This window comes from Nesterenkonia rhizosphaerae (assembly GCF_039544555.1).
Lineage (GTDB): Bacteria > Actinomycetota > Actinomycetes > Actinomycetales > Micrococcaceae > Nesterenkonia > Nesterenkonia rhizosphaerae.
In genome coordinates this window covers 185,908-205,370 of the sequence record NZ_BAABLW010000007.1, presented here as the reverse complement: position 1 = coordinate 205,370, position 19,463 = coordinate 185,908, and the positions used below count along the sequence as shown (strand labels likewise).

At 62.9% G+C, this 19,463-nt stretch carries 17 protein-coding genes; 2 read left to right on the top strand and 15 right to left on the bottom strand.

Annotated elements, in window-relative coordinates; genetic code table 11:
- Positions 1 to 3: 3 nt before the first annotated feature.
- From ABEA23_RS06645 to ABEA23_RS06575, 15 genes are all read right to left on the bottom strand, one after another.
- Entirely contained in the window at positions 4 to 1,542 is a 1,539-nt protein-coding gene (locus tag ABEA23_RS06645) for an FAD-dependent oxidoreductase (protein ID WP_345477287.1), read from the bottom strand.
- On the bottom strand, positions 1,539 to 1,799 hold the full coding sequence (locus ABEA23_RS06640) for a (2Fe-2S)-binding protein (RefSeq protein WP_345477286.1): 261 nt from the start codon (positions 1,797 to 1,799) through the stop codon (positions 1,539 to 1,541). The genes ABEA23_RS06645 and ABEA23_RS06640 overlap by 4 nt, the downstream gene beginning before the upstream one ends.
- A complete protein-coding gene (locus tag ABEA23_RS06635; RefSeq protein WP_345477285.1) occupies positions 1,796 to 2,998 on the bottom strand; it encodes an NAD(P)/FAD-dependent oxidoreductase in 1,203 nt (400 codons plus the stop codon). Before ABEA23_RS06635 ends, ABEA23_RS06640 begins: the two co-directional genes overlap by 4 nt.
- Positions 2,995 to 3,744 carry a GntR family transcriptional regulator gene (locus tag ABEA23_RS06630; RefSeq protein WP_345477284.1) on the bottom strand — a complete coding sequence of 250 codons (750 nt, stop codon included), beginning with the start codon at positions 3,742 to 3,744 and terminating at the stop codon, positions 2,995 to 2,997. Before ABEA23_RS06630 ends, ABEA23_RS06635 begins: the two co-directional genes overlap by 4 nt.
- The gene (locus tag ABEA23_RS06625; protein WP_345477283.1) at positions 3,744 to 4,745 is read right to left on the bottom strand and encodes a proline racemase family protein; all 1,002 of its coding nucleotides are present in this window, start codon (positions 4,743 to 4,745) and stop codon (positions 3,744 to 3,746) included. The genes ABEA23_RS06630 and ABEA23_RS06625 overlap by 1 nt, the downstream gene beginning before the upstream one ends.
- Positions 4,746 to 4,775: 30 nt before the next feature.
- A complete protein-coding gene (locus ABEA23_RS06620; protein ID WP_345477282.1) occupies positions 4,776 to 5,678 on the bottom strand; it encodes a dihydrodipicolinate synthase family protein in 903 nt (300 codons plus the stop codon).
- A gap of 102 nt (positions 5,679 to 5,780) precedes the next feature.
- The gene (locus ABEA23_RS06615) at positions 5,781 to 7,256 is read right to left on the bottom strand and encodes an alanine/glycine:cation symporter family protein (RefSeq protein ID WP_345477281.1); all 1,476 of its coding nucleotides are present in this window, start codon (positions 7,254 to 7,256) and stop codon (positions 5,781 to 5,783) included.
- A gap of 171 nt (positions 7,257 to 7,427) precedes the next feature.
- Positions 7,428 to 8,963: an amidohydrolase family protein gene (locus ABEA23_RS06610; RefSeq protein WP_345477280.1), complete on the bottom strand. Its 1,536-nt coding sequence runs from the start codon at positions 8,961 to 8,963 to the stop codon at positions 7,428 to 7,430.
- A gap of 31 nt (positions 8,964 to 8,994) precedes the next feature.
- A complete protein-coding gene (locus ABEA23_RS06605) occupies positions 8,995 to 9,816 on the bottom strand; it encodes an ATP-binding cassette domain-containing protein (protein WP_345477279.1) in 822 nt (273 codons plus the stop codon).
- Entirely contained in the window at positions 9,813 to 10,637 is an 825-nt protein-coding gene (locus ABEA23_RS06600) for an ABC transporter ATP-binding protein (RefSeq protein ID WP_345477278.1), read from the bottom strand. The genes ABEA23_RS06605 and ABEA23_RS06600 overlap by 4 nt, the downstream gene beginning before the upstream one ends.
- Positions 10,634 to 11,632 (bottom strand): ABC transporter permease, encoded by a 999-nt coding sequence (locus tag ABEA23_RS06595; RefSeq protein ID WP_345477277.1) that lies wholly within the window; start codon positions 11,630 to 11,632, stop codon positions 10,634 to 10,636. Before ABEA23_RS06595 ends, ABEA23_RS06600 begins: the two co-directional genes overlap by 4 nt.
- Positions 11,629 to 12,585 (bottom strand): ABC transporter permease, encoded by a 957-nt coding sequence (locus ABEA23_RS06590; RefSeq protein ID WP_345477276.1) that lies wholly within the window; start codon positions 12,583 to 12,585, stop codon positions 11,629 to 11,631. Before ABEA23_RS06590 ends, ABEA23_RS06595 begins: the two co-directional genes overlap by 4 nt.
- Positions 12,586 to 12,665: 80 nt before the next feature.
- Positions 12,666 to 14,444 (bottom strand): ABC transporter substrate-binding protein, encoded by a 1,779-nt coding sequence (locus ABEA23_RS06585; protein ID WP_345477275.1) that lies wholly within the window; start codon positions 14,442 to 14,444, stop codon positions 12,666 to 12,668.
- A gap of 211 nt (positions 14,445 to 14,655) precedes the next feature.
- Positions 14,656 to 16,326, bottom strand: coding sequence for a DUF885 domain-containing protein (locus ABEA23_RS06580; RefSeq protein WP_345477274.1), 1,671 nt, complete (start codon positions 16,324 to 16,326; stop codon positions 14,656 to 14,658).
- 371 nt (positions 16,327 to 16,697) lie between these two features.
- Entirely contained in the window at positions 16,698 to 17,417 is a 720-nt protein-coding gene (locus ABEA23_RS06575; RefSeq protein WP_345477273.1) for a TetR/AcrR family transcriptional regulator, read from the bottom strand.
- A gap of 85 nt (positions 17,418 to 17,502) precedes the next feature.
- Here ABEA23_RS06575 and ABEA23_RS06570 point away from each other — a divergent pair, with 85 nt between their 5' ends.
- The gene (locus ABEA23_RS06570) at positions 17,503 to 18,480 is read left to right on the top strand and encodes an ABC transporter ATP-binding protein (RefSeq protein ID WP_345477272.1); all 978 of its coding nucleotides are present in this window, start codon (positions 17,503 to 17,505) and stop codon (positions 18,478 to 18,480) included.
- The gene (locus tag ABEA23_RS06565; RefSeq protein WP_345477271.1) at positions 18,473 to 19,270 is read left to right on the top strand and encodes an ABC transporter permease; all 798 of its coding nucleotides are present in this window, start codon (positions 18,473 to 18,475) and stop codon (positions 19,268 to 19,270) included. The genes ABEA23_RS06570 and ABEA23_RS06565 overlap by 8 nt, the downstream gene beginning before the upstream one ends.
- Positions 19,271 to 19,463: the final 193 nt, after the last annotated feature.

Sequence of the window (19,463 nt, the reverse complement as noted above, 5' to 3'; positions counted from 1 at the left end):
GGGTCATTCCTGAGTCAGCTCCGGCTCCTCTGCCAGATCTCCTAACCGCATCGGCACCGCCAGCGGCCGCTTAGCAGCACTGAGCGCAGCCGAATGTTCAGCCTCGCGCCCAGATGATGCTTCACCTTCGCGAAGATGAGCCTTCTTGCTCAAGCACTGCGCGGCGAATCCGCACATCCGGCCCTGACACCAGCCCATACCTATCCGGGTGCTGCCCTTGAGCCCGCGCGGCTCTTCCGCAGAAAGCTCCTCAGCCGCGGCACGGGCCGTCTCCCACGGCACTTCCTCGCAGCGGCAGATGAGCGTCTCATCCTCCAGCCACTGGGTCCAGCCCTCCGGCACGGGGTGCGCCTTATGCATCACCGAAGCAAAGCGCCGGTGCGCAGCACGGGTAGCGCGGTCCCGAACGTCAGCAACGCCGGCCCGCACAGCCTGACCCACCGACGACGACGCCGCACGCCCGGCAATCCGACCCTCAGCCACCGCCGCAGCGGCCCCGGCGACACCGGTAATCTCCCCAGCCAGGTACAGCCCAGGGATGCTGCTGCGCTGATCCGCATCAGCAACACCCACCAGGGAGCCTTCCTCGCCCAGCGTGGTCTGCGCGCCAAGCTGCAACAGCAGCTCCGGCTGCGGCACAAAGCCCCAACCCAGACCCACGACGTCGACGTCGTTAACTTCCCGAGCAGAACCCGGCACCGGAGTCCCCGAGGCATCCAACGCAGACACAGTCACCGAACGAACGGCCCCGTCCCCATGGATGGCAGTCACCGCAGTGCTCCGGTAATAGGGCACTCGATGCTTGGCCAACAGCGCCACATACTCGGCACCCTCAGCAGCTTTGGATGGCACCAGTGCCGCCGCCGCGCCGCCGGGGAACCACCCGGCCAGACTGTTGCTCTCACAGATTGCCGCCACCTCAGCACCGGCGTGAATCACCGATGCAGCAGCCGAAAGCAGGAATGGTCCGGTCCCTGCCAGCACCACCCGGCGGCCCGGGGCCACGCCCTGGGTCTTGATAAAGGCCTGCACTCCCCCGGCTGCCATGACACCGGGCAGAGTCCAGCCCGGCACCGGCAGCTGCCGGTCATAGGTGCCTGGGCACAGGATCAGCGCACGCGCCTGCAGCAGCTGCGGGGCCTGATACGAACCAGGTTTCTGCGCCTCAGGAAGCAGTGAAGCCTGCAGGAGGAAACCCTCGGCACCGTCTCCACCGGCTTGCTCTCGGCGCACTGAGACCACATGCGTTGATGCCAGATGCCGGATCCTCCCTGTATCCACGGAATCCCGAGCCCGCTGCGCCAACCGCTGGTAGATGCTCCAGCTATGGTGCCAACGTCCGGGATCCGTGTCCCCAGCCTCGGGGGCGGCATGGCGCCAGTACTGGCCGCCGAACTGGGTGCCAGCATCCACCAGCAGCACCGAGCAGCCAGCGGCTGCGGCTTCCCCGGCAGCTGCCAAACCTGCCGGCCCGGCACCCACCACCGCGACGTCTAACGCTTCTGCAGGCGCTGCTTCGGCTTCCTGGACTCCGCTGGTCATGACTTATCGGTCTCCACGCTCATGCCGTCTTCCACCTGCACCATGCAGCCGCGCAGCCCAGGAGTGCCATCCACCGTGATCAGGCAGTCAAAGCAGGCCCCGATGCCGCAGAATAGTCCGCGCGGCTCCTGATTGAACCGGGTGTTGCGCCATGCGGTGCGCTGCTGTTCAAGGGTCAGGGCGGCGGCCACGCTGCGGCCGGGTTCGGTGCGCACTGATTCACCATCCACGGTGATGGTCACAGGCTTAGCTGTCATGCCGCTGCCTCCTTCGCTGCCACAGACTGTGCTGCTTCAGAATCTGCTGCGCCGAACCGGTCTGGCGCGAAAGCCGCCAAGTCCAGGTCCGTCGGCTCCCCCGCCACAGCCTGGGCAATCAGCTTGCCCGTGCCTGATGCCAGACCGATGCCGGCACCTTCATGGCCGCAGGCATGCCACAGCCCAGGAGCACGCGGGTCCGGACCGATCACCGGCACATGGTCCGGACTGTAGGGCCGGAACCCGAAATAGTGCCGCAGGATTCTCACGTCACTTAAGAAAGGAAAGAGCTCAACAGCGTTGCGGGCGATGTCCCGGACCGCCGTCGGGCTGAAGGTGGGGTCGAAACCCACCCGCTCGCGGGAGGAGCCGATGAGGATGCTGCCCGCAGGTGTGCCCTCCACCACCGGGGAGGTCTGCAGGCCGTCATCAGAAGAACCGACATTGTCGATGTACTCAGCGGCATAGACCTTGTGGAAGACCTTCGGCGGCAGCGGTTCGGTCACCAGCACGTAGCCGCGGCGCGGCTCCACCGGCACAGTAACCCCTGCCAGCGAGGCCAGCTGACCAGACCACGGCCCAGCAGCATTGATCACCACATCCGCCTGGAACTCCCCGCGGTTGGTGGTCACCCCGGTGATCCGCTCTCCCTGGGAAAGGAATCCGGTGACTTCAGTGTCGGGGTGCACCTGCGCCCCATGAGAGCGCGCCAGGCGCAGCATATGCGCGGTCAGCAGCATGGGCATCAGCTGCGCATCATCGGGGTAGAAAGCGGCACCGACGGCGTCGTCGCTAATGTTGGGCTCAAGCTCGCGCAGCTGGGGTACGTCGATCTCCTCCACCCGGATGCCGTGCTCGCGCTGGGTCCGCAGGGCACGCTGCAGGGACGTCATAGAGGACTCGCGGGAGGCCACAATGATCCCGCCCTTGTTTTCGAACTCCCAGAGGTGGCCGAACTCCTCCAGCTCCCCGCGCCACAGATCCAGCGAGTAATTGGCCAAGTCCAGTTCCGGGCCGTGCTCTTTGTCAGAGACCAGCAGGTTGCCCTCGCAGCTGGACGAGGTTGCGCCCCCGGGTTTGCCCTTATCCAGCACCGTCACTGACATGCCGGCCCGCGCGCAGTAGAACGCGACGGCGGATCCCACCGCACCTGCACCGATCACCAGCACATCAGCGCCAGTCCGGGGGACAGCACTCATTCGGTATCCTCGGCCCGATTCGGCAAGTCACGCACCAGAAGAGGTGTCACCTCCACGGCGTCGGAGGCCTCAGTGCCTTCAGTACCCTGTGCCCACAGCTGGGAGGCATGACCCAGGTGGTGCATGATGACCTCATAGGCACCCTCAGCATCCCCTGCCTGCATACGATCCAGCAGCGTGATGTGCTCGTGAGCAGACTCCACCAGGCGGCCCTCATCCACCAGGCTGCGCAGCGCCTTCAGTCGGGTCTGCCCGCGCAGTCGGGTGCAGAGATCCACCAGGCGGGTATTGCCGGTGTACTGCAGGATCGCGGCGTGGAACGCCCGGTCCTCTGCCAGATAGGTGCGCAGGTCTCCCTCCGCAGCAGCCGCGCTGATCTCTTCGGCCTTGGCTCGCAGCTCCGGGAACGCCGCCTCCGGGAGTCGGCCGGTCAGGGCACGCACCGCCGGGGCCTCCAGCAGCTGGCGGACCGCGGTGGTTTCCCGCAGGTCTTCAGGAGTCATCTCGGTGACCCGGAAGCCCTTGTTCTTGACCGGGACCACCAGGCCATCATTGGTCAGATCCATCATGGCCTCGCGCACCGGGGTGGCAGAGACCCCTAACGGCTCAGCCAGGGCCGGGGCGGAGTAGAGTTCGCCCTCTTCGAGGTCGCCGACGATGATGGCGGTCCGTAGAGCCTCCGTCACCGTGCTGCGCAGGCTCCGGTACTGCTGGATGGTATCCAGTGGAATGTTGTGGGCAGGCATCAGAGTTCGAATCCCTCCGGGTAGGGGTCAGTGGGGTCTAGGAAGTATTGTGCCGTGCCGGTGAGCCAGGCGCGCCCGGTCACCGTGGGTACGACGGCGGGAAGTCCCCCTACCGTGGTTTCTTCCACCAGCCTGCCGATGAACCTGGAGCCGATGAAGGACTCGTTGAGGAAGTCAGTGTCCAGCGGCAGCTCGCCCTTGGCGTGCAGCTGGGCCATGCGGGCGCTGGTGCCGGTCCCACAGGGAGAGCGGTCAAACCAGCCCGGGTGGATGGCCATGGCGTGGCGTGAATGTTCGGCGGTAGACCCCGGTGCCTGCAGGTAGACGTGATGACATCCGCGGATGTCCTCGCGTTCGGGATGCACCGGCATATCTGCGGCGTTGATGGCTTCCATGATGGACAGCCCCGCCGCTAACAGCTGATCCTTAGCCTTGCGGTCAAAGGGCAGCCCCAGTTTCTCCAGCTCCACCACGGCATAGAAGTTCCCACCGAAGGCCAGGTCGTAGGTGACCTCGCCCAGTCCGGGGACCTCCACCGTCGCCTCTTGGCGCAGCAAGAATGAGGGCACATTGCGGATGGTCACTGATTCGGCGCGGCCGTCTGAGACCGCGACGTCGGCCACCACAAGTCCGGCTGGGGTGTCCAGCCGGACTTGTGTGACCGGTTCGGTGACCTCCACCATGCCGGTCTCCACCAGGACGGTACAGACACCGATGGTGCCGTGACCGCACATGGGCAGCAGACCGGAGACTTCAATAAACAGCACGCCCCAGTCGGCGTCGTCGCGTGTTGGGGGTTGCAGGATCGCTCCGCTCATGGCGCTGTGCCCGCGCGGTTCCCGCATCAGCAAACGACGCAGGCCGTCCCGGTGCTCCATGAACCACAGGCGGCGTTCAGCCATGGTCTTACCCGGAATGGGCGCGACGCCGCCGGTGATCACGCGCGTGGGCATACCTTCGGTGTGTGAGTCCACCGCGTGGTAGATGTGGGACGTCCTCATGCCAGCGATCCTTATCTGTTTATGTTCAGTCTATTTGTATCCGTTGGCCAGGGCCTTTTTGGTATCGGCGGTAATCGCTTCTGCCATGGATGCTGAGAGCGGACCGCGCGGTGGCCGGCAGTGACCACCCTTGCGACCTGCGATGTCCATGGACAGCTTGATGGCCTGCACAAACTCAGTCTTGGAGTCCCAGCGCAGCAGCGAATGCAGGTCCGTGTAGATCTCCTTGGCTCGTACCAGGTCCTCCACCTTGCCGCTGGTGGAGAGGCGGTAGAGCTCAATGGTGGACTCCGGAATGGCATTGGGGTATCCGGAGACCCAGCCGACTGCTCCGGCTAAGCCCATCTCTAGCACAGTGTCGTCGGTGCCGATGACCAGATCCATCTCAGGAGCAAGCTCCTTGATTTCGTAGGCACGGCGGACATCGCCGGTGAACTCCTTGACTGCCACCATATTGCCTTCGCCGTGAATGCGGGCGATCAGTTCCGGGGTCAGGTCGACTTTGGTGTCAATCGGGTTGTTGTATCCCACGATCGGCAGGCCGGCTTTGCCTACACGTCGATAGTGCTCGACGACTTCGTCGTTGTTAGCCCGGTAGGAGTTCGGGGGCAGGAGCATGACGCAGTCTGCGCCGGCTTCTGCCGCCTGGTGGGCCCACCGCTCGCTCTGCAGGCTGGAGTAGGCACCCACACCGGCCATCACGCTGAAGCCTTCGGGGGCGGCCTCCACAGCGGTGGTGATGACGCGAGCACGCTCTTCATCAGTCAGGGTCTGGTACTCGCCCAAGGATCCGTTGGGAGCCACCCCGTCGCAGCCACTTTCTGCCAGCCACTTCACATGCTCGGCATAAGCGTCGTAATCCACTGAGTAGTCATCACGGAAGGGCAGTGCAGTGGCAACGATGACGCCGTGCCAGGGTTTGCGCTCGGTCATGAAAGCGTCTCCTTATTTTTGAATGGGCTGTCCGCCTGGGGACTCAACATTATGTGAACTGTAACATTGTACCAGTTACTGACTGGTGATTACTGCGGGAAACTACGCGCCTTGTCCGTGGTGACTGGGCGGTTCTGCTGGGAGGTGAGAGCTTCTGTAAGCAGCTTCCTCCTCCCAATGCTGTGCGCCCGAGATTCCCAGCTTCTGCGGGTCAAACACTGGATTGACCCCGGCCCGCCTTTGCTCGTCGTAGTCCTTGATGACTTTGCGCACTACAGGCGCCATCGCAAGGATCACCAGCATGTTGACCCATCCCAGGAGTCCGTAGCCGATGTCTCCAAGTCCCCACATCAGGTCCGCAGACGCCACGGAACCGAAGAAGGTGATCGCGAGGAACCCGATTTTGAGCACCCATTCAGCAGTACCGCCGCTGCGGCGTCGAATGTAGGCCAGGTTGGTGTCCGCGATGTAGTAGAACGCGATCAACGCAGTGAAGGCGAAGAAGAACAGCGCTAGGGCAACAAAGGCTGGCCCGAACCCGGAGAACAAGGTGTTGACGGCCTCCTGGGTGTAGGCCACGCCTGCCTGCACCCCTGGCACATGTTCGATGACGGTTTCACCGTTGTGCTCCACATTGAAGGAGTCGGTGATCAGGATCATGACTCCGGTAGCGGTGCAGACAAGAACGGTGTCGATGAAGATCGAGAATGCTTGGACCAACCCCTGCTTGGCAGGGTGGGAAACTGCGGCAGCCGCCGCTCCGAAGGTGCCTTCTCCGACTCCTGCCACATTGGAGAAGACCGCGCGGCGCACGCCCCACGCAATCGCGGCACCGGCCATACCGCCCAGGATCTGGTCCATTCCGAAGGCCGCTCCCAGAATCATCTGCAGAGTGGGGACCACCTGGCCGAGATTGGCTCCGATGATCAGGATCGCGAAAACGATGTACCCGACAGCCATCACCGGGACCATGATCTGCGCGGTCTTCACAATGCGGCGGGTTCCGCCAAGGATGGTGAACGCAAGCAGTGCGGTGAGGCCAATAGCAGTCAGCCAGACCGGCACATTAAAGGCCACTTCAATGCTGGAGGCGATGTTGTTGGACTGCACGCCCGGGAAGACGAATCCATAACCCAGCAGATAGAGCGTGGAGAGCACGACGGCGAGCCAGCGGAGTTTGAGTCCGAACTCCACATAGAACGGTGCGCCACCTCGGTGCTCGCCGTCGATCTTGCGTTTGTAAACCTGCGCCAGGACCGTCTCGGCGAATGAGCTGGCTGCCCCGACCAGCGCTGCGACCACCATCCAGAACAGCGCGCCGGGCCCTCCGGCCAGTAGCGCGGTGGCGACGCCGGCGATGTTTCCCACACCGATGCGGCTCGAGAGAGTCAGCAATAGCGCCTGGAACGAGGAGATCCCGTCGTCGTTGTTTTTCTTCTCTGTGATCTGCCGAATCATGTCCGGCAGGCGCCGGAACTGCACGGCTCCGGTGAGGACGGTGAAGAAGAGCCCCACCGCCAGGGCGAAATAGGCCATGGGATTCCAGATCCAGTCATTGACAGCACCGATGAGTTCCATAAAGAACGGCTCCTCCGGGTTGAGGGAGAGGGAAGGGAAGATGTGACGTGCATCTCATTCATTCTTCGTCCACCAGTAGCGAATGTCAACTGTGACATTGCACAAGTACAGCTAGGCGTCATCATCGGGCCAACCGGCCCTATTTACATATGCCTTAGACGAGAGGACCTGTCACTCAGGATGGGAGTGCAGAGGTATGCCTTCTTCTTTGGCTTCCTTCAGCGAGCGGACCAGATGTTTGACGTCTTCTCGAAGGGCATGAGCGTCATAGACGATGCCGTCACGCAGGGTGTACTTCACCCCGCCGACGCGATGCAGACCATCATCAGTCAGCCGCAGGTGCCCATGGCCGTAGAGCACTTTGAGATTGGCCAACGGATCCTCATCCACGATCATCAGGTCCGCTAGTTTCCCAGGCTCCACCGACCCGGTCTCCTCAGCGATTCCCATCAGTTCAGCCCCGTGCAGCGTGGCAGCCCGGATGACCTCAAGCGGCTGGAAGCCGGCTTCGCGCAACAGCTCCAGTTCCTCGATGATGCCGAACCCGAAGGTCTTATAGATGAATCCGGAGTCCGACCCGGCAGTGACCCGGCCGCCGAGGTTCTTGTAGTCGTTGACGAAGGACATCCACTTGGCATACGCGTGGCGCCATGCGACTTCCTGCTCGGTCCCCCAGTCCCCCATATAGGAACCGTGGTTCTCTTCCGAGGGCTGGAAGAAGTCCCACAGCACCGGAGCAGTGAAGTCCTCATGCCATTCAGAGGACCGCACTCGGGCTGCATCCCGGGATCCGATGTAGATATTGAAGGTCGGGCTCAGCGTTGTCCCCAGCTGAAGGAACTCCTCCAGTGTCTGCTCCCAGGCTTTGCTGCCGCGCTCGGCTGTCTGCAGCCACAGATGCGCACCCTGGGCGAACCTGTCGGGCTCGTAGTTGTGGTTGTACCCGGCGGGCACGTGCTGAACAGTGCGGTCACGGAACATCGCCTCGGGCATGCCGTACCAGTGTTCAATACTGCCCAGTCCCCAGCGAGCCGAGGTCAGGGCGTTGACTTGGGAGGCCCGGCGCTGATCGTGATGACAGGCGCTGCCCAGGCCGAGCCGAGCGAGTTCCTCCAGGGCGGCTGAGAAGGTCACCGGGGAGGCGGCGAAGAACTTCACACCCTTGGCCCCGCGTTCGGCCACGTCATTGACCCAGACCACGGCGTCCTGGGCGGTGAGGATGGGTGCCGAACCAGCCGGGCCGGGGCGGAACGCGGGATAGACATGGATACGTGGTGCCGCGATCTCACCGCGATCAGAGCGCTGCGCTTCGCGCACGGTCCAATCCAGGCCGTTGAAGGCCCCCACTTCCCGCACGGAGGTCACACCATGCCCTAGCCAGAGCTTGTAGACATACTCACTGTTCGGGGCCTGCTGAGTGTTTCCGATATGCCCATGGGAATCGACGATCCCCGGCAGCACGTAGTGCCCGGACAGATCCATCTCGACGGCGCCCTCGGCCGCGGGCCGTTCAGTGAGACTGGCGGAGCTGCTGGTCTCCCAGATCCCGGTGATCCGGTTGCCTTCAATCAGGATGTCGGCCGGACCATAGGGGGCCGCGCCCGTGCCGTCGATGACGGTCACATTGCGCAGCACCAGCCTGTCATGAGGACCTTCCCCGCACGTTCTATCCGGCGCGGCGATTTGGTCAGTACCAGCGTCAGTCATATCCGGCTCACTCCTCTTCTGGATTGCTCATTCAGGATCGCCGAGCCGTCTCCCACTCCGGGTTCACCCGGGGCACAGCTTCTAATAGCGCCTGCGTGTAGGGATGCTGCGGTGCATCAAATATCGCATCGCGCGCGCCCTGTTCCACAATCTCGCCGCTGCGCATGACCGCTACCCTATGGGCGATCTGCCGCACGACAGCCAGATCATGGGCGATGAAGATATAGGAGAAATTGCGTTCGCGCTGAAGGTCTCGCAGCAGGTCCAGAACCTGGGCCTGGACCGAGACGTCCAGGGCGGAGACCGCTTCGTCGCAGATGACCAGCTGCGGCTCCACCACAAGTGCTCGGGCGATGCCGATGCGCTGGGCCTGTCCGCCGGAGAACTGGGCAGGGTACCGACCCGAATGGTCCGGGTTCAGGCCCACCCGGTCCATCGCCTCTTTCACCAGTCTCCGATAGCCGCCGGGAACTTTGCGGCCCTGATACCGCAGCGGCGCAGAGATGACCTGCTCCACTGTGTGGCGCGGGTTCAGGGAGGAGTACGGGTCTTGAAAGACCACTTGTACACCGCCGCGGAAGGCGCGCAGATCCGCGCCCTTCTTGCTGGTGACATCAGCACCATCAAATTCGATGCTGCCGGAGGTGGGGTCTGTGAGCCGGGCGGCGATCCTGGCCGTGGTGGACTTGCCGGAGCCAGACTCCCCCACTATGCCGAGGGTCTCTCGGCGACCCACGCTGAAGGAGACGCCTTTGACGGCAGTGAAGACGGTCCGCGGACCGGTGCGGAACTCTTTGACCACATCGGTGACTCGCAGCAGTGGGGTCGCCTGGGTACGAGAATCCTCAGTCATGACACCTCATAGATCGGCTCGGGAAGGTCGACGTCGTCGTCCAGGCGCGGAGTGGCGGCCAGCAGCTGACGTGTGTAGTCGTTGCTTGGCCGGGAGAAGATCTGCTCCGCGGTTCCTTGTTCCACAGTCTTGCCGTAACGCATCACCGTGATCTGATCCGACACCTGGCTCACCACCGCCAGGTCATGGGTGATGAACAGCATTCCTGCACCGGTGGACTCCTGCACCTCGGCCAGCAGCTTAAGGATCTGTGACTGCACGGTGACGTCAAGTGCCGTGGTGGGCTCATCGGCGATAATCAGATCCGGTTCGCAGACCAGCGCCATCGCGATCATGATGCGCTGCCGCATTCCACCGGAGAACTGATGCGGGTAGTGGTTGACCCGGGTCTCGGCGTCGGTGATCTTCACCCGTTCCATGGCCGCGGCCGCCTTGGCCATGGCCGCCTTCCGGGATCCCCCGCGGTGTGCCCGATAGGCCTCCGCGATCTGGAAGCCCACGGTGTAGTAGGGATTTAGTGAGGACAGCGGATCCTGGAAGATCATGGCCATGCGGTTTCCGCGAAGGCGCCGCATCCACCGATCGGACCGTCCCAGCAGCTCTTCGCCGCCGAAGCGGACCGAGCCGGTAGTAGTGGCGTCTCGGGGCAGCAGACCCATCACGGCTAGAGAGGTCATCGACTTGCCCGAACCGGACTCCCCGACGAGCCCCATGGTCCCGCCGGCCGGGATCTCAAAGGACACCTTGTCCACCACGGTGGCGGCAGGGAAGCTGATCGATAGCTCCTGGACATTCAGCAGTGGTTCTGTGCTGAGGCTCATGAGCGGCTCACCCTCACTCTCGGGTCAAGGACCGTGTATGTCAGGTCCACCACGATGTTGGCCACCACCACGGCAAAAGCCGCCAGCAAGGTGACGCCCATGATGACCGGCTGGTCATTGGTCTGAATGGCCTGATAGGCGTAGCGGCCCACGCCGTTGAGTCCGAAGACCGTCTCGGTGATCAGCGCGCCGCCCAGCAGCGTGGCAAAGTCCATGCCCAGCAGGGTGACCACTGGTGTCAGGGAGGGGCGCAGACCGTGGCGCACCATGATGGGGCCAGGTTTGAGCCCCTTAGCCCGGGCGGTACGCATGAAGTTCTCATTGAGAGTGTCAATCATGTTCGTGCGCGTGAGACGGGCGTACATCGAGGCATACATCAGCGCCAGGACCATCCACGGCATCAGATACGTCTGGAACCACCGGGTGGGGTCATCAGAGAACGCTGTCACCGTGGGGAACGGCAGCCACTGCAGCTGCACCACCAGCAGATACTGCAGGATCAGCGCCACAAAGTAGTTGGGAAGAGACACCCCGGCCAGGGCGAACATCATGGCGCCCTGATCCCAGATGCTTCCCTGCTTGACGGCACTGACCACACCGGCGACCACTCCGGAGAGAACCCAGAGCACCGCGGCACCCACGGCAATCGTCAAGGTGACTGGCAGCCGGTCGATGATCGCGTCCATGACATCGCTGCGGGTCTGGAACGAATAGCCGATGCACGGCGCGGAGCAGTAGATCTCCGCGGCTGTTCCGGCCCCGTAGGTGCGTCCGACGAAGATGCCGGCAAAGAAGACCCAGAACTGCGTCAGGAACGGCTGATCGATACCGAGCTGTCGTCGGATGTTCTCGATGGCATCAGGCGTGCAGTACTCACCACAGATGCTCGAGGCTGGATCCGGTGTGAGGTAGAAGAAGATCACGAAGGTGAAGAAGACGACGGCGAAGAGCGTCAGTCCTGCGCCCAGCACTCGTTTAGTCAGGTAGGTGATCATGACCGGCCCCCACTCGCCCAGATTTTCTGGAGGTTGTCTCCCAGGATGGTGAAGGAGAAGACGGTCAGGAACAGGAAGATGCCAGGGATGGCGAAGAACAGCGGGTGGCTGCTGTACCAGGGGACGGCCTGAGCGATCATCTGTCCCCACGACGGCGTCGGGGGCGTGACACCCACGCCGAGGAAGGAAAGCCCGGCTTCGGTGGCGATGAAGTTGGGCACTGCCAGAGTGGCCATCACCACCACTGTGCCGGAGAGGTTCGGCAGCACTTCTTTGAAGATCAGTGTCATCTTTCCGGCACCGGAGGCGCGAGCGGCCTCGACGAACTCCCGGTTCACCAGGGTCATCGTCTGTCCGCGCACCACACGTGCGGTCTGCGGCCAACTGAAGAGACTGAGCACCAGGACCAGCAGCAGCGGCCTATTACCGTGCGGAACTGCGGAGAGCACCGCAATCATAAAAATCAATGCGGGGAAGGCCATCAGGAAGTCCATCAGACGCGAGATGACGGTATCGGTCCATCCGCCCACGAACCCGGCCAGCATGCCCAGGGTGATGCCGATGATCATGGTCAGGGCTGTCGCACAGATGGCGATCAGCATCGAGACTCGGGCACCGTAGACGATTCGGGCGAAGATATCCCGCCCGTTCTGCGGTTCGACTCCGAGCCAGTGGTCCGCGCTGATCCCGCCGAGTCCGCCCAGCGGCAGTCCTCCGGTGGCGGGGTCCACGGCGCTTTCGTCGAACTGATACGGAGTCCATCCGCTGATCTGGGTGATCAGCGGGGCGAAGATCGCCATGATGGTGACGATGAGGAGGAATGCCAGGGAGAAGATCACCGAGGGTTTGCGCAGAATCCTGCGCAGTGCCCCTGCTCCAGGGGGTTTGCTGTCCCCTGAAGGGACCAGATCTTCTTTGACCTCCTCAATCGGTGTTGAGGCCGGTACTGCCATATCTTTGAGTCCTTCGAATCAGTCGGGGTGGAGCCGGACCGACTTTGCCCGGCTCCACCCATGGACATCTGCGGGCTGATTTACTGCTCGCCTGGTTCCAGCAGTCCCAAACCGTTGTAATCGATGTAGCCGGTCCTGGAGGGGTGAGCGTAGGCCCCTCCGATGTTCTCGCCCACCATCTGCAGATTCGTCTGGCGGACCAGCGGCACTACCGGCGCCTGTTCCATGATCATGCGGTTGATATCGGAGTAGGCCGCGTTCTGCTCGTCGAGATCGGTCATGACACCGGCCTCATCAAAGGCGGCGTTGATGTCCTCGTCGTCGAGCTGAGCCAGGTTGTTATTACCGCTGTCGGAGATGCGTTCGCCGTGGAACAGCGGTTCCAGCAGCGGCTGCCCGGAGTACCATCCGCTGGTGCACCAGCCGGTAATCGCCAGGTCGTTCTGCTGGCTGGGGTTCTGGATGGTTTCGTAGTAGTTGGCGGCGTCGATGACGTTGAGCGTCACATCCACGCCGATCTCCGAGAATGCCTGCTGGACCGACTCTGCCTGGGCCTGCCAGACAGGGAGGTTGCGGACGTCCATGGTGAAGCTCAGACCGTCTGCGTAGCCGGCGTCCTCCAGCATCTGCTGTGCGCGTTCCTTATCCCCGCGGTCCTCTTCAGACTCGTAGAGGTTGAACTCCTCGCGACCTGGCACCGCCGGCAGCAGCATCTCGTGGGCGACTTCTGCCAGCAGCGGTCCTCCGGAGGCGTTGACGACGCTCTGCTTATCCACCGCGTAGGTCAGCGCCTGACGCACTTCAAGATTGTCCAGGGGTTCCTTGGTCATGTTGAACCCGAGGTAGGTGGTGCAGGTGGGCAGACCACGAACGGTCCGCTCTGCGAGCTCGGGGTTCTGCTGCACCTGTGCGAGGTTGGCTGCCTGCAAGGGGTTCGTTGATGACGAGATCGCATTCACGTCACTACCCTGCTGAGCCATCATGCGCTGGTCGATGGTGCTGCTGTCGAGGCTGAGCAGGAACTCGTAGGCATCGGCATGCCCGGGACGAATCGGGTCAGTCTCCGGGTCCCAGTGCTCGTTGCGCTCAAGCTCCAGGACATCGCCTTCACGGTAGCTGGCCACCTTATAGGGCCCGGAAGCGATGGGGGCATCAGCGATCTGCGCCGGTGAGTCAACCTGGTCCGCGGGGAAGGGAGCACCCGGGGGTGTCGCCACGATGGCGGGGAAGGAGGCGACCGGCTGATCCAAGCGGAAGGTGATGGTGCGCTCGTCCTCCACGATGATGGAGTCCAGCCCCTCCGGCTCTTCGAAGATTCCGTTGTACTCACGAGCGCCGTCGATGTAGGTCTTCAGATAGTCCGAGCCGATAGCCAGAGAAGGATCGAAGGCGCGCTCAATGCCGAACTTGACGTCTTCAGCAGTGATGGGCGAGCCGTCCTCGAAGTGGATGCCCTCCTTCAGGGTGAACGTCCACTCCGTAGCTTCGTCGTTGGACTCCCAGTCCTCAGCGAGGTCACCGACGAGTTCCATCTCTTCGGTCTCTGGGTTGTAGGTGTACTGCGTCAAGTACCGGTAGATGAGCTGGTAGAGGTTGTTGACGTTGCCGTCGTTTCCTACTGCTGGATCGAGGCTGCGGAAATCGACCCCGCCGAGTACCGTCACCGTGCCGCCTTGCTGCGGGTCTCCGGTGTAGAGGGCGAATCCGTTGTCATCGAGGATGACCTCGGATGAATCCGGGCCCCCGGAAGCGCCACCGTTGCCCTGCGGCCCGGATTCGCCTCCGTTTCCGCAAGCGGCAACAAATCCCAGCGCGGCGACACTGAGAACTGACGTGGTGAGGCGTGTTGCTTTATTCATAGCAGGCCCTCATTCCCTCTCATCATTGGACGATGTGACATTGCACAGTTTTTAGACTAGGTGGGACTTATGTCGTTCGAGTTTCACCATGTAACGACTATGTGACATGACACTATCCTATGATGTGAGCTGTGTCACGTACTATTGTACTAGGCAACAGTGTCTCTGGATTGTGCACGAGGCGTGCCCGGCATGGGCCAGATCAGCCAGGTCACACGGAAGAACGCCCGCCAGAAACTATCCACCGGTTGAGCTCAGATTCGAGGACGCGAAGCGGGACGCTACCCAGGCTCAACACGGCGTCGTGGAACTCACGCAGCACGAAGTCCTGGCCCAGCTCCTGCTCCGCCTTGGCCCTGAGCTCCTGGATCTTCAACTGGCCCAGGTAATAGGCAGCAGCTTGGCCGGGCCAGGAGATGTAACGATCGATCTCGGTCACGATTTCATGCTCGGCAATAGCGGTGTTCTCACGCAGGAAGTCCTGGGCCTGCTCGCGGCTCCAAACCAGAGCGTGCATCCCTGGATCGACCACGAGGCGGACTGCCCGCCACATCTGGAAAGACAGCATGCCCAATCGCTCGTAAGGGGTCTCATACATCCCCATTTCTTCACCGAGCCGCTCGCAGTAGAGTCCCCATCCCTCACCGAAAGCCGAAATGTAGAGGCGACGGAAATCCGGCAAATCCAACTCCAGTGCGAGGGAAAGCTGGAAGGAGTGCCCCGGTGCGGATTCATGGAGTGTCAGAGCCGGAAGGGAGTACAGCGGCCGCGCTGGCAGGTTATAGGTGTTCAGAATGTAACGATCCGGCGCTCCGCGGCCGAAGGTGTCGAAGGCCGCGATCTCTGCCGGTGTTTCCATGATGGAGAACCGCTGCTGCGGCAGTTTGCCGAAATACTGGTGGATCAAGCCGTCGAAGGCCTTGCAGGTGTATGCCGCTTGAGCGACGAGGTCCCTGGGTGTCTTGGCGTAGAACTGCGGATCGGTGCGCATGAAGTTGAAGAGGCCGGGTAGATCGCCTCCAAAACCGACCTCTGCGGCGATGCCCTCCATCTCTTCACGGATCTTCTTGACCTCGGCATTGCCGATATCGAAGATCTCCTGGGCGGAGAGATCAGTGGTGGTGTACTCGCGCAGTTGGGACTGGTAAAAGGCCTCTCCCCCGGGCTGATCAAGTGCGGCGATCGACTCCGGCAGCTTCGGCAGATACTCCTGCTCCAGGAACGTCAGCAGATCACCGTATGCCGGAATCACTGCCTCGCCGATCACCGCCGCGGCCTGCTCCTGCAGACTGCGGCGCAGGGACTGGTCCATAGTGGAAGGCAGGCTCGCAAAGGGGCGGAAGAACGAGACCTCGGATGCTGCGGTGGCTTCTGCAATGGCCCGCACGGGCTCTTCCCGCCCGTTCATGCAAACCCGAGCCGGGCCGAACCCGCGATCCACACCAGCCCGCATATTCTGGATCTGCTGGTCGAAGTAGCGTGGAATCTGACTCAGTTGGTCGATGTAGGCACGGGCTTGATCTTCAGTCTCCAGCACCAAACGCATAGCGGAGAAGGCCATGCGGCGCCAGAACGCGTCATCGGCGGTGGCGGGACGTTCATACATACGGTGCTGCTGCGCCTCCACGAGCACCTGCAGCTGGCTCTCGTAGACGTCATAGTCCACCTGCTGAGCTTGCGGAAGCTCCTCGCGCGGAATCTCCCGAAGTTCCTGCAGCGTCTGCTCCCATCGACTCAACCGTGCCTGCTGGGCCTCTGCGCTGACATCAGGCAGAAATCCATCAACCTGAGCCTTGCCAGTCATGGATCCCAGTTCACTCGTGCGCCAGCTCCATTCGTCCGTGTAGAGGCGGCTGAGTCGATCTGCTGCGGTCTCGTTCATGTGCACTCCTCCTGAGAGCTTCAAGCGCCGATAGTTGTCGATGCGAACCAGATCACACACAGTAACATGTGCAATGTCACAGGCGATAGGGTTTTTTATGACTGTTTCTGCCTCCCGCGTTTTTCACTCACTGATCAACGGGACTCAGCACCCTGGACAGGCCGGTACGATGCGCGCATTCGATCCAGCGAGATCCTCGACGCCGCGACCGAAGAAACCGGTCTGAGCCGACCCCGCCTGGAGGGTGTAAGTGACCTCGCGTTCAAAGCTGGAACTCCCGACGGAGTGGATGCGATCATGGCGACCGCCGCGGAAGGGGCCGCGGCCATGCCGCGCCCTTCGTCAATGGTCAGTCCCGCGACTGCCCTGAATCACGTCCCGAGGACGTCGCCGATCAGCCTCTGCACGCGAGCGACATCGGCGAGGGGCTCCGCCTGACCGTCCCGTATGGGGGCAGACTCGCCGGCAGCCTCAAATGGATCCACCAGTCTATTGAGACCGGCGCGCGCCAAGGCGCCGTCAATGTTCGTGATGCCGCTCAGCGCCAGCACGGACATGCCCTGGTCGAGCGCGGCCATGAGCCGGGCAACGTCCTCGACGGGCAGACGTTCACTGGCTGGTCGAGACTGGGCAGCGATTCTCTCGTAGGCCCCGATCATCACCTGCATACGCTGCTGGAGCGCGACGACGAGATCGCCGTCCCTGGCTGCCGTCGCGATGAACTCCAGCGTGGCGAGCCCGAAGCCTCGCACCAGTCCTGCGGCATCCACACCGTCCGCGTTCTGGGCCGCCGATGGGTCAACGGCACCACTGTCGGCCTTGCGGAGGGGGTTCCAGTCCTCACCGCGCAGCGTCTCCAAGTTGTAGTCCATTGCAGCAAGAAACAACCCCGACTTGCCGTCGAAGTTCGAGTACACCGCCCCTTTGGAGAACCCGGCCTCCGCAGCAATACCTTCCAGGTTCGCGGCGTGGTAGCCGTCACGAGCGAATGCGTTGAGCGCCGAGATCACAAGCGCTTCGCGGGTCTCTCTTCGCTGTTGCGCGTGCGTGCGTCGCTGCCGGAGAGGGTGAGCTGGGTTGGAACCGGGCATGACGTCATCCTAGTTGTTGCCGTACTACGCGCATTCATATACCGTGGGTATATAAATACCGTCGGTATATGAATGGAGGCGCGACGTGAGTGGTGCTGTTTTGGAGGTGGAGAGCCTAACCCGGAAGTTCGGTGCGGTCGTCGCAAACGATGGGATCGGGCTGCGAGTGCATGCCGGGGAGGTCGTCGGGCTGCTGGGCCATAACGGCGCGGGCAAGACGACACTGGTCTCGCAAGTGGTCGGACTGCTGCGACCCCACGGCGGCTCGATCGCGGTCGCAGGCGCAGACGCGGTGGCTGATCCGGCCACCGCGCGCAGATGCGTCGCGCTTCAGCCGCAGTCGCAGGCGCCACTGGACGGCCTCACGCCGAAGACGGCAATCGAGATTGCCGGTCGGCTCCGGGGCATGTCGCGTGCCGACGCCCGCAGCGCTGCGCGCGCTCTGGCTGATGAACTGGACATCGGCGAGTGGTTCAACCGTCAAGCAACTCCCGGCGGCGGCTTGTCGGGCGGGGTCCGCCGTCTCACCGCGTTCGCCATGGCAGCCGTCGCGCCGGTGCCGCTGATCGTTCTCGATGAACCAACCAACGACGTCGACGCCGGGCGGCGTCGACGTCTGTGGAGGACCGTGCGCCGCCTTGCCGACGATGGAGCAGGCGTGCTGCTCGTCACCCACAACGTTGCAGAGGCAGAACGTGTCGTCGACTCGCTCGTCGTCCTCGATCATGGGAGGGTTGTCGCCGCAGGTTCGCCGAGCCACCTCCGAGGATCGGGCGCCGAGGACCTCCAGCTCGAGATCTCGCTCCATTCGGACCACGCCGACCCTTCGGAGTCGCTCCCCGAGGCGCCGATCGCAATCACGCGGCGTGTTCGCTCCGGACGCCGGATGCTGCTCACTCTCGCTGCTCGCGATGCCGAAGCGGCCGTGGCCTGGGCCACGGCCCTCCGGTCATCCGATCAGATCGAGGGTTACGCGCTGGCCCCGGCCACCCTCGAGGACGCATACCTCGCCGCCACGGGCGTGGCCAGCACCAACACTGCGGGAGGCGCTGCCGATGTCTGAACAAACAGCTCTCGCAACGCCGGCACCGAGGCCTGCCGAGCCACCTCCTCGCACGAGCACCTGGTTGAGCTACGGAACCCTGTTGCGCTGGACTATGGCGCAAATCGGCGCCATGCTGCCATTTGTCATCGTGGTCCAGGCTCTGCTCGCGGCCTCGATCATCATCGGATTCGGATTCATCATCCCTGACATCGACACCTCATCGGCACAGTTCCTCTCCACCGGAGCGCCCACGGTGCTCCTGATGGTCATCGGACTCGTCATGGTGCCGCATGGCGTGGCGCAGGCGCGCACCACTGGAGCATTCACCTACTTGCGGACACTGCCCGTACCACGGCCGTTGCTGCTGCTGGCCGAGCTCACGATCTGGCTCGCTGTCTGCCTGCCGAGCGTCGCCGTCGCGGTGCTCGTGGCGCAGCTCCGGTACGGATTCGGCTATTCCTTCAACTGGCCCGTTCTCCTGACCGCATCCATCCTCATTGCGGTCACCGCGGCCGCCGTCGGATATGCGATCGCCGTGATGCTGCCGCCGCTGATCACGCAACTCGTCACCCAGATCCTGGTGTTCTTCGTGATGCTCTTCTCACCGGTCACCTTCCCTGCAAGCCAACTCCCGGCCTGGTTCCAGACCGTCCACGACGTGCTTCCTTTCAGGCCAGCGGCGGATCTCCTCCGTGCAGGGCTGCTGGCGGACACCTACACCACCAGTTGGCAGGACTTTCTCGTCATTCTCGCCTGGTGCGCCCTCGGAGTCACCGTGGGCATCCGCGCGCTGGTCCGCCGAGACTGACAAGTTGCGGGAAGCACTAAGTCGCGCATGGGTGTTCCTTGCTGCACGGCGTAAACGCGAAGATTTCGGTGAAGGCTACGGGCAGCTCGTAGGTGGCCTTCTTCACCGACTCAGCCGGCTCATCCCTGCGTTGATAGTCCTCGGTAGATCTTATGATCGCGGTCTAGATCTGCTGGTGTGGTGCGGGTGCGGA

Bases quoted from the DNA above. Each gene is read 5' to 3' on its own strand.
- ABEA23_RS06645 (WP_345477287.1), bottom strand. From the start codon at position 1,542: ATGACCAGCGGAGTCCAGGAAGCCGAAGCAGCGCCTGCAGAAGCGTTA.
- ABEA23_RS06640 (WP_345477286.1), bottom strand. From the start codon at position 1,799: ATGACAGCTAAGCCTGTGACCATCACCGTGGATGGTGAATCAGTGCGC.
- ABEA23_RS06635 (WP_345477285.1), bottom strand. From the start codon at position 2,998: ATGAGTGCTGTCCCCCGGACTGGCGCTGATGTGCTGGTGATCGGTGCA.
- ABEA23_RS06630 (WP_345477284.1), bottom strand. From the start codon at position 3,744: ATGCCTGCCCACAACATTCCACTGGATACCATCCAGCAGTACCGGAGC.
- ABEA23_RS06625 (WP_345477283.1), bottom strand. From the start codon at position 4,745: ATGAGGACGTCCCACATCTACCACGCGGTGGACTCACACACCGAAGGT.
- ABEA23_RS06620 (WP_345477282.1), bottom strand. From the start codon at position 5,678: ATGACCGAGCGCAAACCCTGGCACGGCGTCATCGTTGCCACTGCACTG.
- ABEA23_RS06615 (WP_345477281.1), bottom strand. From the start codon at position 7,256: ATGGAACTCATCGGTGCTGTCAATGACTGGATCTGGAATCCCATGGCC.
- ABEA23_RS06610 (WP_345477280.1), bottom strand. From the start codon at position 8,963: ATGACTGACGCTGGTACTGACCAAATCGCCGCGCCGGATAGAACGTGC.
- ABEA23_RS06605 (WP_345477279.1), bottom strand. From the start codon at position 9,816: ATGACTGAGGATTCTCGTACCCAGGCGACCCCACTGCTGCGAGTCACC.
- ABEA23_RS06600 (WP_345477278.1), bottom strand. From the start codon at position 10,637: ATGAGCCTCAGCACAGAACCACTGCTGAATGTCCAGGAGCTATCGATC.
- ABEA23_RS06595 (WP_345477277.1), bottom strand. From the start codon at position 11,632: ATGATCACCTACCTGACTAAACGAGTGCTGGGCGCAGGACTGACGCTC.
- ABEA23_RS06590 (WP_345477276.1), bottom strand. From the start codon at position 12,585: ATGGCAGTACCGGCCTCAACACCGATTGAGGAGGTCAAAGAAGATCTG.
- ABEA23_RS06585 (WP_345477275.1), bottom strand. From the start codon at position 14,444: ATGAATAAAGCAACACGCCTCACCACGTCAGTTCTCAGTGTCGCCGCG.
- ABEA23_RS06580 (WP_345477274.1), bottom strand. From the start codon at position 16,326: ATGAACGAGACCGCAGCAGATCGACTCAGCCGCCTCTACACGGACGAA.
- ABEA23_RS06575 (WP_345477273.1), bottom strand. From the start codon at position 17,417: ATGCCCGGTTCCAACCCAGCTCACCCTCTCCGGCAGCGACGCACGCAC.
- ABEA23_RS06565 (WP_345477271.1), top strand. From the start codon at position 18,473: ATGTCTGAACAAACAGCTCTCGCAACGCCGGCACCGAGGCCTGCCGAG.